Origin of the sequence: Oricola indica, assembly GCF_965227485.1 — a bacterium.
GTDB lineage: Bacteria > Pseudomonadota > Alphaproteobacteria > Rhizobiales > Rhizobiaceae > Oricola > Oricola indica.
Genome location: NZ_OZ245747.1, coordinates 4,653,570 through 4,666,365, shown reverse-complemented (window position 1 = coordinate 4,666,365; position 12,796 = coordinate 4,653,570). Strand labels below are relative to the sequence as shown.

Sequence of the window (12,796 nt, the reverse complement as noted above, 5' to 3'; positions counted from 1 at the left end):
GCAACCGGAGGTGATTATACTTCCGCCATGCGGATAATTCTCGGATTGCTGCTCCTTGTTCTCCATGCAGGCCAGGCCGCTGCCGGCATGACGCCGGTCGGCGCGCCGAAGGAACCGGCCGAAAAGGTGGAACCGGCCGAGCAGGCCAAACTGACCGACGAGCAGAAGTTGCAGCGTCTGCTCGACCGCGTCGTCGGCCTGGACCAGCCTCTGTTCGATGCGGATGATCTTGCGCCGCCGGATTGCGAATCCGGGCGGCAGGGTGTGACGCGGGGCTTGTTCATTGCCGCAGGCAAGGGTTTCGAGATCGAGAATTTCTGGTTGCCGGGGCCGGATAACGATGTCGAACTGTTTCGAAACACGCTGGCGCTGCGCGGCGCGGACCCCGATAAACTGATCGTTGTCCGCGAAGATCAGGCGACCTATTCGGTCGTCTCCGTGGCGGCCCGCGCCCTCGCCGAGGCGACGCATTGCGGAGACAGCGTAATCGTCCAGTTCTCGGGCTTCGCGGTCGACCCGGAATACATCCCTGTACCGGACGAAGGTGTCGGGCCGTTTTCCAACGGCAGGAAGCTGGGCAATCTCGATGAATTGACCGGCGACGCCATGAAGCACGGGATAGGCGACACGATCGCCGCGGGCGGCCCCTTCGCACTTCTGAATTTTCACGCTCCCGGATATGGCGATGTCCTGAGCGCTGCCGCGCTGTCGGAATTGGTGACGGTGCTACGCAATCGCGGTGCGGACGTCTCGGTAATTCTCGACGCGCCTTCGGCGAATACCTTCCTTCTGGAAGCGCGCCAGGCGCAGATCGATCCGCGCCTCTATACGAAACTGGATCTCGAGGATCAGTGGTGCGGTCCGCAAAGGCAGCGCAGCTTCACTGCGTGCGGTGCGGCCGTGACCTGGGAGCCGACATTGCTTTCGCCCAGGGCGGGGGCGCTGACCCTGTTCTACGGAACCCAGCGCGGCGAAGCCGGACAGGAGCGGAAGCTTCCGCTCACAGCGCCGCCGAGAGACCGGAAGATATACGGCCTGTTTTCCTATCGGCTTGCGACGGCCATTGCCGTCAGCGAGCGGACGACGATCGGCGCGCTGTCCCGGCATATTTCCGAGCGGTCGGATATGGACATGCGCCGCCAGCGGTACAGGATGATAACTACCGATCCGGATCTCGACCTGATTGCGGAGGACCGCCCCGAACGCGGGCCGAAGGAGGGCCGTATCGTCATCGACACGCCGGAAACGACACGCACGGCCAGAAAGCGCACGAGGCCCGAACTCCGAGTCGCCGGCCATGTCCTGTCTCGCGGCGAACCGATTTCCGTCGAGGTCAATGGCAGGCCGGCCGTTCTGACGCCCGATCGCGGTTTCGAGGCGGAACTTGTCCTGCAGGCGGGCGTCAATGTCGTCGAGATCTTCGCCGTGACCCGCCAGAACGAGGCGATCACTCATCGTTTCGAGCTCTTCTATGAAGGCGATATCCGGGCCGTCATCGGGGAGGGCAAGCGCTATGCTGTACTGATCGCCAATCAGGACTATGCCGACGGCAGCGGCATATCCGATCTGCAGACGCCCGTCGGCGATGCCGAGGCGCTCGCTCGGGTGCTGTCGGAGCGCTACGGCTTCCAGACCGAGTTGGAACTGCCGCAGGGCGGTACGCTGGATCTCTTCCTGAAGAATGCCGGCCAGCGTGAAACCGGCCTTCTCATGGATCAGCTCTCGCAGGCGATCGGCGAGCGCGACAGCGTCGTCGTGTTCTATGCCGGCCACGGCGAATACAAGGAACGTGGCAGCGCTTACTGGTTGCCGGCCGATGCGGTGGCCAATGCCTATTCCACCTATATCGATGCCGGTGACATCACGCGGGCGCTCAACCGCATGAGGGCGAAGAACGTCCTGCTGATCTCGGACAGCTGTTATTCCGGCATGCTTCTGCGCAGCACACATCAGGACGCCGAAATGCCCGGCAACGAGGATCGCCTCCGAATGCTCCAGCGCCTCGCCGACAAGCGCTCGCGCATCGTGATTTCGTCGGGCCTCAATGAGCCGGTGCTCGACAGCGGCGGAGACGACGGCCACTCCGTTTTCGCCGATGCCCTGTTGCGGGCCTTGAGGGAGCCCGACGAGAGCGCCTTCTCCGCCCGCGAACTGTTCAACAAGGTCGTGTCCCGCGTGACCGCGCTCGCGTCGCAGACGCCCGACTTTCGCCCGATCCACGGAGCCGGGCACGACGGCGGCGATTTCGTGTTCCTCGCGCGCGACGACTGACGAAAAAGGCCCGCGCGATGGCGGGCCTTGCTCTCGTCGTTTGCGATGATCGCGGTCAGATCGCCAGGTAGTCGTGGCGCAGCTTTTCGTTTTCGAGCACCTCCTTGGCCGAGCCGTCATAGACGACCTCGCCGGTATCGAGGATGATCGCACGGTCGGCGAGTTTCAGTGCGGCGACCGCGTTCTGCTCGACGATGATCGTCGTGATGCCCGCGTTGCGGACTTCGATCAGCGCTTTCTCGATGTCGTGACGCACCACCGGCGCAAGGCCTTCATAGGGCTCGTCGAGAAGCAGGAGCTTGAGGTCGCGCGCCAGGGCGCGGCCGATCGCCAGCATCTGCTGTTCGCCGCCGGAAAGGGTCGTGCCCTCCTGCTTGCGGCGCTCCTTCAGCCGGGGGAACAGCGCGTAGATGCGCTCGTAGTCCCAGCCGAGTTCGCCCGCGATGCAGGCGAGGTCGAGATTTTCCTCGACGCTCATGCCCGGAATGATGCGCCGGTCTTCCGGGACGAGCTGGATGCCGTGAAGTGCCGCCTGGAAGGACTGCATCTTGTGAACGGGCTCGCCCTTCAGCCAGATTTCGCCGTTGCGCAGTTCCGGCGATCCGGCGCGCGCGATGGTGCGCAGCGTCGAGGTCTTGCCGGCGCCGTTGCGGCCGAGCAGGGCAAGAATCTCGCCTTCGTTGATGTCGAAGGACACGTTCTGGACGATGTAGCTGTCGCCGTAGAAGGCCTTGAGGTTGCGGACCGCGAAATATTGCGATTTCGGATCGGCCGCCTTCGGCTGGACCATTGTGGCGGGATCTGTTGCGTCCGTCATACCTGCTCCTCCCCGAGATAGGCTTCCTTGACCCTCGGGTCGTTCTTGATCTGGTCGGGCGTGCCCTGGGCGATGATGCGTCCGCCGGCCAGCACGCTGATGCGGTCTGCCAGCGAGAACACGACATGCATGTCGTGCTCGATGATCACCTTGGTCATGCCGCCTTCCTTGATCTTCTTGAGAAGATCGATGGTGGCGTTGGTGTCGTGGCGCGCCATGCCGGCCGTCGGCTCGTCGAGCAGCAACAGCTTGGGATGCTGGATCAGGCCCATGGCGAGTTCCAGCCGCCGCTTGTCGCCGCGCGACATGCTTGTCGCCGGCGCGTTCAGTTGCGCATGCAGGCCGACGCTGTGGATCACGTCGATCGCTTCTTCGCGGATCGCCTTCTCGCCGGCAAAGGACTTGAAGGGATTGAGCTTGAAGTGGCCGTCCCGTTTCGACAGCGCCGGCACCATGACGTTTTCCAGCACGGTCAGGTCGAGGAAGACCTCCGGCGTCTGGAACACGCGGGCGACGCCGAGCTGGTTGATCTCGTGCGGCGACTTGCCGGTCAGCGTATCGCCGTCGAAGATCACCGCGCCGCGATCGGGCTTCAGGCGGCCGACGCAGACATTGAGCAGCGTCGACTTGCCGGCGCCGTTCGGACCGATGATCGCATGGGTCTCGCCCTTGCGCACGTCGAGATCGACGTCGGACAGGGCATGCAGCCCGGCAAAGCTCTTGTGGACGTCGTCGATATGCAGGACCTTGTCGGGAATACCGCTCTTGAAGCCGCGGTCGTCCTCGTCATCCCTGATGTTTTCGGCAACAGACATGATTTTCCCCTTATTCCGCGGGTTGGCCGACGGCATTGGCCTCATCGGCCTTGTCGGTCCGCTGCTTGCGGAAGATTGAAGCGATGCGACGCGCACCTTCCATCAGCCCGCCGGGCAGGAAGATGACGATCACCATGAACAGGAAGCCGAGCGTCAGGTGCCAGCCTTCGCCGACGAAGAATGAGAAGAACTCGACGAAGAAGTTCTGTAGCCCGTCCGGCAGACCCGAGAACGCCTGGTGCAGGATACCTTCGTTCCAGGAGGAGACCTTCTGCTCGGCATATTTGATCAGGCCGGCGCCCAGCACCGGACCGACAAGCGTGCCGGCGCCGCCGAGGATCGTCATAAGAACGACTTCGCCCGACGCCGTCCACTGCATGCGCTCGGCACCCGCGATCGGGTCGGTGACCGCCAGCAGCGAACCGGCGAGGCCCGCATACATGCCCGAGATCACGAAGGCCGAGATCAGGTAGGGGCGGGTGTGGATGCCGGTGTAGTTCAGCCGGTTCTGGTTCGACTTGATCGCCTTGAGCATCATGCCGAAATTCGACTTGGTGATGCACATCGCGATGAAGAAGCAGATGATCAGCAGCACGGCGCAGAAATAGAAGCCCGGATAGCCGCTCATCTTCATGCCGAAGAAATTGGTGATCGGCACGCCGATTTCCTGGATACCCATCGCCTGGTCGATCAGGCGCACGTCGCCGTCACGCAGCGAGACCGCCGCGCTGTCGCGGATCGCGCGGACCTGAAGGCCGGTTTCGCCGTTGGTGATCGGCGTGAGCACCGAATAGGCGAGGTTGTAGCTCATCTGCGCGAAGGCCAGCGTCAGGATCGAGAAGTAGATGCCCGAACGCCGGAGCGACACGTAGCCGATCAGGAAGGCGAACACCGCCGCCATGCCCACCGACAGGATGACCGCCGGAAGCACGTTCATCGTCAAGAGCTTGAACGACCACACCGACACGTAGGAGCCGATGCCGATAAACGCGGCGTGGCCGAAGGACAGGTAGCCGGTCAGGCCGAACAGGATGTTGAAGCCGATCGCGAAGATGCCGAAGATCGCGATCTTCTGCAGCAGGTCCGGATAGGCGGCGCCAATGGGCTGCAGGGCCCATGGCAGGACGAGGATGATGATGGCGAACCCGATCAGCAGGAGCCAGTCGTTGCGTGTGAAAGTCGATAGCATGTCTTAGTCCTCCATCACGCCCTTGCGTCCCATCAGCCCGCGCGGCAGCGTGAGCAGGATAATGACGGCAACGAGATAGATGATGATCTGGTCGATACCGGGCAGGATGGATTTCACCTCGTTCATAGAGGCAAAGCTCTGAAGGATGCCGAGCAGGAAGCCGGCCAGGACGGCGCCGGAAAGCGATCCCATGCCGCCGACGACCACGACCACGAAGGACAGGACCAGGAAGTCCATCCCCATATGGTAGTCGGGCGGCAGAACCGGCGTGTACATCGCGCCGGCCACACCCGCCACGGCCGCGGCAAGCCCGAACACGATCGTGAAGCGGCGCTGGATGTTGATGCCGAGGAGCCCGACCGTCTCGCGGTCCTGCATGCCGGCGCGCACGACCATGCCGAAAGTGGTGAATTGCAGGAAGGCGAAGACGCCGAAGATCACGAGCGCCGAGAAGACGAAATAGATAAGCCGCCACCACGGATAGATGACGTTGTCGCCAAGCCCGATCCATGCGCCGACATTCGCGGCGCCGGCAAAAGCGTCAGGGGCCGACTGCGGAATCGGATTGGCGCCGAAATAGTGGCGCACCAGTTCCTGCAGGATAATGGCGAGACCGAAGGTGACGAGGATCTGGTCGGCATGCGGTCGCTTGTAGAAATGCTTGATCAGGCCGCGTTCCATGATCACGCCGACAATGCCCATGACCACGATGGCGAGCAGGATCGACATCGGAACCGACCATTCCAGCAGGAAATTGCTGACATCGGCGCCGAACCATTGCTGCAGGTAGGGAATCTTCTCCTTCAGCGGATTGCCGAGGAAGTCCACCTCGGTTTCGCTCACCCGCTCGAACGAGATGTTGAAGATCCGGTTGAGTGTCACCGCGCAGAAAGAGCCCATCATGAAGAGGGCGCCATGCGCGAAATTGACGACACCGAGCGTTCCGAAAACCAGCGTCAGGCCAAGCGCGATCAGCGCGTAGGCGCCGCCCTTGTCCAGTCCGTTCAGAATCTGAAGGAATATTGCATCCATAACGATATACCGCCGAAATGGTCCGACGGCTCCTCCCGTTCGGACCTTGATTGTACCCTGTTGCCAACCGGCCGCCAAACAGGCGGCCGGTTGTTCTTGTGCAGAAGGTGAGGCTTACGCCGCGCCGTCGTTGTACGGGCCCAGCTCGCCGCCGAGCAGATCGACGGGGTATTCAACCTGGGCGCGCGGCGTGACTTCCACCACTTCCAGAAGGTCGAACGGCGATGACGGGTTTTCCTTACCCTTCACGACCAGAACGTCCTTGAAGCACTGGTGGTCTTCGGCGCGGTACAGGACCGGACCGTTGCCGAGGCCGTCGAACTCGAAGCCCTCGAGAGCGGCACCGACCGCGCTCGGGCGGAAGGTTTCGGCACGCTGGCAGGCATCGGCGTAGAGGATCGCCTGGCAGTAGCAGGTGTGCGCGGCCTGGGACGGCGGGAAGCCGTACTTCTCACCGAACGACTTGACGAAGGCCTTGGAGGCGTCGTCCTGCAGGGACCAGTGCCAGTTCGTCGAACCGAAGATGCCCTTCGCGGCATCGCCAGCGCCCTGCACCATGAGGCGCGAGTAGAGCGGAACGACGATCACGAAGTCCTTGCCGTTGACCTGCTTGTCGCGGAGGCCGAACTGGACGGCCTGGGTCAGCGAGTTGACCATGTCCTTGCCGTAGTGGTTCAGCACCAGCGTATCCGCGCCGGAATTGAGGATCGGCGTGATGTACTGCGAGAAGTCGCCCGCGCCGACAGGCGTGCGGACAGCTGCCACAGTTTCCCAACCGAAGGGCTCGGTGTATTTCTGCATCGAGCCTTCCTGGCTCCAGCCCCAGGTGTAGTCGGCGGTCAGGTGATACACCTTGCGGTCACGGCCGTAATTCTTCTCGAGGATCGGTGCCAGCGCGGCGCCGCTCATCTCGGTGTTGAAGAAGTGACGGAAACCGTTGGCGCGCTTGTCCTTGCCGGTCGTGTCGTTGGAGTGGGTCAGGCCGGCCATGAAGATGACGCCGGCTTCCTGGCAGAGGCCCTGGACGGCGATGGCGACGCCCGAGGACGAACCGCCGGTGATCACGACAGCGCCGTCATTCTCGATCATGCGCTTGGCCGATGCGCGAGCCGCATCCGACTTGGTCTGCGTATCGCCGGTCACGAAGGCGACCTTCTTGCCGTTGACGCCACCCGTCAGAGCTTTCGACGAGAAGGTGTCCAGCATGCCGCCACCGCCGGCATTGATGTGTTCGACGGCGAGTTCGTATGCACGAAGCTCGTCGGCGCCCTCATCGGCGTAGGCGCCGGTCTGCGGCACGTTGAAACCGAAAGTGACCGTGTCACCGGTCGGGGCGTTGCGATAGTCGTTGCTCTGCGCGAGCGCGCCGCGGGTAAAGAAATACGGTGTTGCCAGCGCCACGGATGCGGCGCCGCCGTATTTAAGTACGGAACGGCGATTGACGATGAGTTTCTTGCTCATAGGGCTCCTCCCAAAGAGTGAACTTGTTTCCGGATAAAGAACTTCCGGGAAAACCCGGCCGGAGCGTCGTAAGTAACGGATCGTCCGCAACCGCCGCAATTATCCATTGTGCGTACAGACCGCCGCAAAAAGACTCTCGATCTGCTGCAGCTGCCCAATTTTTTGGCAGTTTTGCGCCGTATCGTCGTGTTGCATCGATACTGTTCGCGGAAGTCCTTCCGCCAGATCGCTCCCGAATTCGCTCGGTAAGGTGTGTTTGACGCCTTCCCGCAATTGATTCTCAACGCCCGGGTCGTGCGAATGCCGAGACCTATGTGCGCGCTGTCCGGCTATCTCATCGCGATGAAGGACCCCGATATTGCGGAAGAAGGCGCGACCCGAGACGTCTTCGAAGCGCCGGCGCGGGATTACACAAAAGCCTGATGGATGCCGCTCTCGACCTGAAGTCGGTGCTGCTCAGCCGGTCCGGATTCGACGCTTGCACCATGCTCCCATATGTGAATATATTATTTACATAAGAATTTGGGAGGAATCATGGGAACCCCTTTTGCACCCACGGTCGGGGTGTCCAGCACGCATCCGTCGGATATGCCCGGCGATCACGCGGACATCCCCGTGTGGAATTCGGAGAACTGGTTCTACGAGGACTGGCAGCCCGGCCACCGCATTCGCTCCCTGCGGCGCACGATCGCCGAGGGCGAGAGCCACCTGTTCAATACGCTGGTGGTCGATATCCACCCCTATGTGCAGGACCAGAATTTCGCCGAAAGCGACGGCATATTCGGCCGCAGGCTGGTGGCCGGGGCTTTCGTGTTTTCCGCCGGGCTCGGGCTGGTGGCCACCAATTGCATCAACGCCTTTTCATACGGCTACGACAAGCTGCGCTTCATCAAGCCGGTCTTTATCGGTGATACGATCTACACGATCCGGACCAACCTCGACAAAAAGCCGAAATACGAGGAGATGGGGCTCATCCGCGCGTCCTATGAAGTGTTCAAGGGCGAGGGCGAACTCGTCCTCTACTGCGAGCATCTTCAAACCGTGAAATACCGCAGCCCGGCTGATTTCGCGGAACAGGTGGAACGCAAGAGCGAACAGAAAGCACCATGACAACCAGTTCCGATTTGCCGCTTGCCGGGCTCGTCGTGCTCGACATGAGCCAGTTTCTGTCGGGCCCCTATGCGACATTGCGCCTGCAGGATCTCGGCGCGCGAGTTATCAAGATCGAGCGCCCGGGCGCGGGCGACCTTTCCCGCACGCTCTATCTCAGCGACACCGAGATCGGCGGGGATTCGACGATTTTCCACGCCATCAATCGCGGCAAGGAAAGCCTTGCAGTCGACCTGAAGAATCCCGCCGACCTCGCCCGCCTCAAGAGCCTGATCGCCAAAGCTGATGTGCTTGTCCAGAATTTCCGGCCAGGCGTTATCGAGCGTATCGGGCTCGACTATGAAACCGTCCGCGCGATCAATCCGCGCCTCGTCTATGGCTCGATCAGCGGCTATGGCGAGGAGGGGCCGTGGGTCAAGCGGCCGGGACAGGACCTGCTGGCCCAGGCGCGGTCCGGGGTCATGTGGCTGAGCGGGGATGATGGCGACGGCCCGGTGCCGATGGGCCTTGCTGTCGGCGACATGTTCGCCGGGGCAGCACTGGCGCAGGGGCTGCTCGCCGGCCTCGTCAAACGCGGCATGACGGGCGAGGGCAGCCATGTCCAGACGAGCCTGCTGGAGGCCCTGGTCGATTTCCAGTTCGAGGTCCTGACAACTTATCTCAATGACGGGCGGCGCATGCCGAAACGGTCCGGCTTTCGCAGCGCGCATGCCTATCTCTCCGCGCCCTATGGCGTCTACGAGGCGAAGAATGGCTTCATCGCCATCGCGATGACGCCGATTTCGCGGCTGCGCGACCTGATGGGGCTGGAATCGCTCGATCCCTATTGCGCTGATCCGGCCAGTTGGTTCACCGCGCGAGACGACATCAAGAAGCTCATCGCCGGCGCGATTGCGACGAAGACGGTGGACGCGTGGATGCAGATCTTCGAACCCGCCGATATCTGGTGCTCGCCGGTGCTCGACTGGGACGATCTGATGGAAAGCGAGGGCTTCAACGTTCTCGACCTCCTCCAGACGGTCGAACGCGAGGACAATGTTTCGATCATGACGACGCGTTCGCCGATCCGGGTCAATGGCGAACGGCCGGCCGTCGTCCGCGCCGCGCCGCGCGTCGGCGAGCATACGGCGGCGATCGTCGAGGAGTTCGGTCTTTGAGCGACATCCGCCTGAAAGGTATGACGTGGAGCCATCCGCGCGGCTACGATCCGATGATCGCCTGCTCGCGCCTCTGGGCGGAGAAGACCGGGGTTCACATCGACTGGGACAAGCGCTCGCTGCAGGACTTCGAATCCTACCCGGTCGAGGATCTGGCGCGATCCTACGACCTGATCGTTATCGACCATCCTCATGTCGGCGAGATCACCGCGCAGAACTGCCTGGTCCCGCTTGATCGGCACGGCACGGGCGAGGCGCGGGAGAGGCTTGCGGCAGGAAGCGTCGGGGGCTCCTATGAAAGCTATGAATGGGAGGGCCATCAATGGGCCTTTCCCATCGATGCCGCGGCGCAGGTGCAGGCCTGGCGTCCGGACCTGATCGGGGTGGCGCCCACTCGCTTCGACGCGGTGATGGACCTTGCCGCCAAAGGCAGGGTGATGATCCCGATGCGGCCGCCGCATTCGCTGATGACGTTCTATACGCTTGCGGCCAATCTCGGCACGCCCTGCGCGACCGAAGGCCCGGGCGACCTGATCGCGCCGGATGACGGGGGGCGGGTCTACGAGGCAATCGCCGGCCTGATGCGCCACGTGCCGGACGCGTGTTACGCGATGGACCCGATCGCGGTCTTCGAGCGGGTCTGCGAGGCGGATAGCGGGATCGCCTGCATTCCGTTCATCTACGGCTATGTCAATTACGGCCTTGCGGGCTTCCGACCGAACCGGCTCGCCTTCTCGGATATTCCGGATGCGGGCGGGACCGGGCCGGTCGGCTCTGCGCTCGGCGGCACGGGCATCGCGGTATCGGCGTTCTCGGATCGCATTATCGAGGCCGCCGAATTCGCCTACTGGATCGCGAGCGGCGAGGTGCAGCGCGGACCGTTTGCTGCCGCCGGCGGACAGCCGGGCCATGCGGACGGATGGGACGACGAGACGGTCAATGCGGCGACCAGTGATTTCTATCGCAACACACGCCGCACGCTCGACAATGCCTGGATACGGCCGCGCCACAAGGGCTACATGGCATTCCAGGCAGCGGCGTCGGAGCGTTTGAACGAGGGACTTCTCGCCGGCGAAGCAGGCGCGTCGGTCATCGCCGACATCAATGCGATGTTCGCAAAGAGCTTCGGCGCGTGAAATTCAGCTTCTGATTGAAACATCAGCAACGGAATGCGCATTCGAGCCAAAGGCGAGAGGCGGCGCATTGTGATTCCGTTATAATCTGAAGTGCGCCAGCCGCTCGCTATAGGCTCCAGATCCGCCGGGCGTTTTCCGAGAGCAGTTTGCGGCGCTCGTCTTCGCTTGCGCCTTCAAGCAGCGCATGGGTTGCCGCGACCCATGCCATCAGGCCGCCGCCGAGTGTACAGACCGGCCAGTCGCTGCCCCAGACCACGCGGTCCCAGCCGAAGCTTTTGATCGTATGTTCGACCCAGGGGCGCAGCGTGTCCGCGATCCAGGTCTCCGCGTCCGCATAGGCGACGACACCGGAGACCTTCGCGACCACATTTGGCCGTTTCGCGAGCTCGGCGATCCCGTCCTGCCAGGGCTGGCGCGCGTCGCCCGCGATGTCCGGCACGCCGCAATGATCAAGGATGAAGGTGACGTCCGGCGCGAGATCGGCAAGCGCGATGGCCTTGTCCAACTGGCGGGGCAGGACGCAGAGATCGAAGGTCAGACCGGTGCCGGCAAGCAGCTTGATGTTCTCTCGAAACCGGGCGCCCTCCGACAGGTCGTCTTGCATGACGTGCAGCACGCGGCGGAAGCCCTTGACCAGCGGATTGGCCTGCTGACGTTCCAGATAGGCGGGAAAGCCCTCGTCTTCCGGACGGCAGGAGGCGATGGCTGCAACGATCAGGCTGTTCGGGCGGTCGGCGAGCGTGCCGACATAGGCTGTCTCGTCCTCGATCCTCTCGGGCGCGACATCGACTTCCATGTGGAATGTCGCGTCGATACCGGCCCGCCGCGCCTCGAGCTTATAGTCGTCATAGGTCCAGTTCCGGTTCAGAGGTTCGACTCCGGCGAGCCACGGATAGTCGAGGGCTGTCTGGTCGATGACGTGCAGATGGGTGTCGACGATCATGGTGCTTCCTCCTCGCGAGCCGTGTCGCCAATATGCTCCCACAGGAGAATAGATTATTCAAATAAGAATTTATGCGGTCTGTTTCGTGCCCGCCCCGGCCAGTTCGGAGAGCTGCCGTGTCGTCTTGGTGAGTATCTCCAGCGTCTCGGTGATGTCGGGCGCCTGGGGCACGTTGACCAGCGTGATATAGGGGATCGTCAGCGACGCGATGGCGCGTCCGTCCGGTCCGAGAATGGGGGCCGAGAGGTTGTAGACGCCGGCCGTCTGCGCGCTCGGCATCATCTCGTAGCCGCGTTCGCGAATCTGGTCGAGCCGGTCGAAGAACTCCTTCGCCATCGTCGGATGCTCGGTGCTGCGCGAGTACTCGTTGATCATCATCAGCCGCTCTTCCTGCGACCTGAAGGCCAGCAGGACGTGACCGGAGCCTGTGTCGTAGAGACTGATATGGGAGCCGACGCGGATCGAAATGCCCCAGTAGCCGGGGGCTTCGAGCTGGGCGACGACGACCACCGAACCGCGGTCGAAGACGGCGAGCTGGTTCGCCTGCCGGGTTTCCTCGGCCAGTTCGCGCATGAAGGGCGTCGCGAAGGACACCAGCCGGCGCACCGGCGCATGCGACTGCGCCAGGCCGAACAGCTTCAGCGTCAGCGAGTAGCGGTCGCCGTCGATACGGGTGACATAGCCACGGCGCACGAGACGATCGAGCATGCGGTAGAATTCGTTGGGGCTGCGGCCGAGCCGCTTGGCGATCTCGGCCTGGGTGAGGCCGCCGTCGATATCGGCAAGCAATTCCAGGATATCGAGACCCTTGTCGAGGGCGGGAGCCCTGTAGCGGTCGTCTTCCTGTTCCATGCTTTTCTCCGTG

Annotated in this window: 12 protein-coding genes; 5 read left to right on the top strand and 7 right to left on the bottom strand. The window is 62.8% G+C overall.

What is annotated here, in order from left to right:
• The first annotated feature begins 27 nt into the window (after positions 1 to 27).
• Positions 28 to 2,271, top strand: a complete 2,244-nt coding sequence (locus tag ACQK2M_RS23080) for a caspase family protein (RefSeq protein ID WP_425419747.1) — start codon at positions 28 to 30, stop codon at positions 2,269 to 2,271.
• A 55-nt stretch (positions 2,272 to 2,326) separates the two neighbouring features.
• Here the strand turns inward: ACQK2M_RS23080 and ACQK2M_RS23075 are convergent, their stop codons facing one another.
• The 5 genes from ACQK2M_RS23075 to ACQK2M_RS23055 form a co-directional block, all read right to left on the bottom strand.
• The gene (locus tag ACQK2M_RS23075; protein ID WP_223476739.1) at positions 2,327 to 3,061 is read right to left on the bottom strand and encodes an ABC transporter ATP-binding protein; all 735 of its coding nucleotides are present in this window, start codon (positions 3,059 to 3,061) and stop codon (positions 2,327 to 2,329) included.
• Between the two features lie 23 nt (positions 3,062 to 3,084).
• Positions 3,085 to 3,903 (bottom strand): ABC transporter ATP-binding protein, encoded by an 819-nt coding sequence (locus ACQK2M_RS23070; RefSeq protein WP_425419746.1) that lies wholly within the window; start codon positions 3,901 to 3,903, stop codon positions 3,085 to 3,087.
• Between the two features lie 10 nt (positions 3,904 to 3,913).
• Positions 3,914 to 5,092 (bottom strand): branched-chain amino acid ABC transporter permease, encoded by a 1,179-nt coding sequence (locus tag ACQK2M_RS23065; protein ID WP_223476539.1) that lies wholly within the window; start codon positions 5,090 to 5,092, stop codon positions 3,914 to 3,916.
• A 3-nt stretch (positions 5,093 to 5,095) separates the two neighbouring features.
• Positions 5,096 to 6,124 carry a branched-chain amino acid ABC transporter permease gene (locus ACQK2M_RS23060; protein ID WP_223476538.1) on the bottom strand — a complete coding sequence of 343 codons (1,029 nt, stop codon included), beginning with the start codon at positions 6,122 to 6,124 and terminating at the stop codon, positions 5,096 to 5,098.
• 114 nt (positions 6,125 to 6,238) lie between these two features.
• The gene (locus tag ACQK2M_RS23055) at positions 6,239 to 7,585 is read right to left on the bottom strand and encodes a substrate-binding protein (protein ID WP_223476537.1); all 1,347 of its coding nucleotides are present in this window, start codon (positions 7,583 to 7,585) and stop codon (positions 6,239 to 6,241) included.
• A gap of 300 nt (positions 7,586 to 7,885) precedes the next feature.
• On the opposite strand from ACQK2M_RS23055, the gene ACQK2M_RS23050 reads away from it, so the two are divergent.
• The 4 genes from ACQK2M_RS23050 (at position 7,886) to ACQK2M_RS23035 (ending at position 10,988) form a co-directional block, all read left to right on the top strand.
• Positions 7,886 to 8,008, top strand: coding sequence for a hypothetical protein (locus ACQK2M_RS23050; RefSeq protein ID WP_425419745.1), 123 nt, complete (start codon positions 7,886 to 7,888; stop codon positions 8,006 to 8,008).
• A gap of 111 nt (positions 8,009 to 8,119) precedes the next feature.
• Positions 8,120 to 8,695 carry a MaoC family dehydratase gene (locus ACQK2M_RS23045; protein ID WP_425417677.1) on the top strand — a complete coding sequence of 192 codons (576 nt, stop codon included), beginning with the start codon at positions 8,120 to 8,122 and terminating at the stop codon, positions 8,693 to 8,695.
• Positions 8,692 to 9,852, top strand: coding sequence for a CaiB/BaiF CoA transferase family protein (locus tag ACQK2M_RS23040; RefSeq protein ID WP_425417678.1), 1,161 nt, complete (start codon positions 8,692 to 8,694; stop codon positions 9,850 to 9,852). Before ACQK2M_RS23045 ends, ACQK2M_RS23040 begins: the two co-directional genes overlap by 4 nt.
• A complete protein-coding gene (locus ACQK2M_RS23035; RefSeq protein WP_425419744.1) occupies positions 9,849 to 10,988 on the top strand; it encodes a carbohydrate ABC transporter substrate-binding protein in 1,140 nt (379 codons plus the stop codon). The genes ACQK2M_RS23040 and ACQK2M_RS23035 overlap by 4 nt, the downstream gene beginning before the upstream one ends.
• Before the next feature lie 106 nt (positions 10,989 to 11,094).
• On the opposite strand, the gene ACQK2M_RS23030 is transcribed toward ACQK2M_RS23035, so the two are convergent.
• Together ACQK2M_RS23030 and ACQK2M_RS23025 are read right to left on the bottom strand one after the other, a co-directional pair.
• Complete coding sequence (locus ACQK2M_RS23030; RefSeq protein WP_425419743.1) at positions 11,095 to 11,931, bottom strand: amidohydrolase family protein; 837 nt, start codon at positions 11,929 to 11,931, stop codon at positions 11,095 to 11,097.
• A gap of 69 nt (positions 11,932 to 12,000) precedes the next feature.
• Positions 12,001 to 12,783 (bottom strand): IclR family transcriptional regulator, encoded by a 783-nt coding sequence (locus tag ACQK2M_RS23025; protein ID WP_223476532.1) that lies wholly within the window; start codon positions 12,781 to 12,783, stop codon positions 12,001 to 12,003.
• Positions 12,784 to 12,796: the final 13 nt, after the last annotated feature.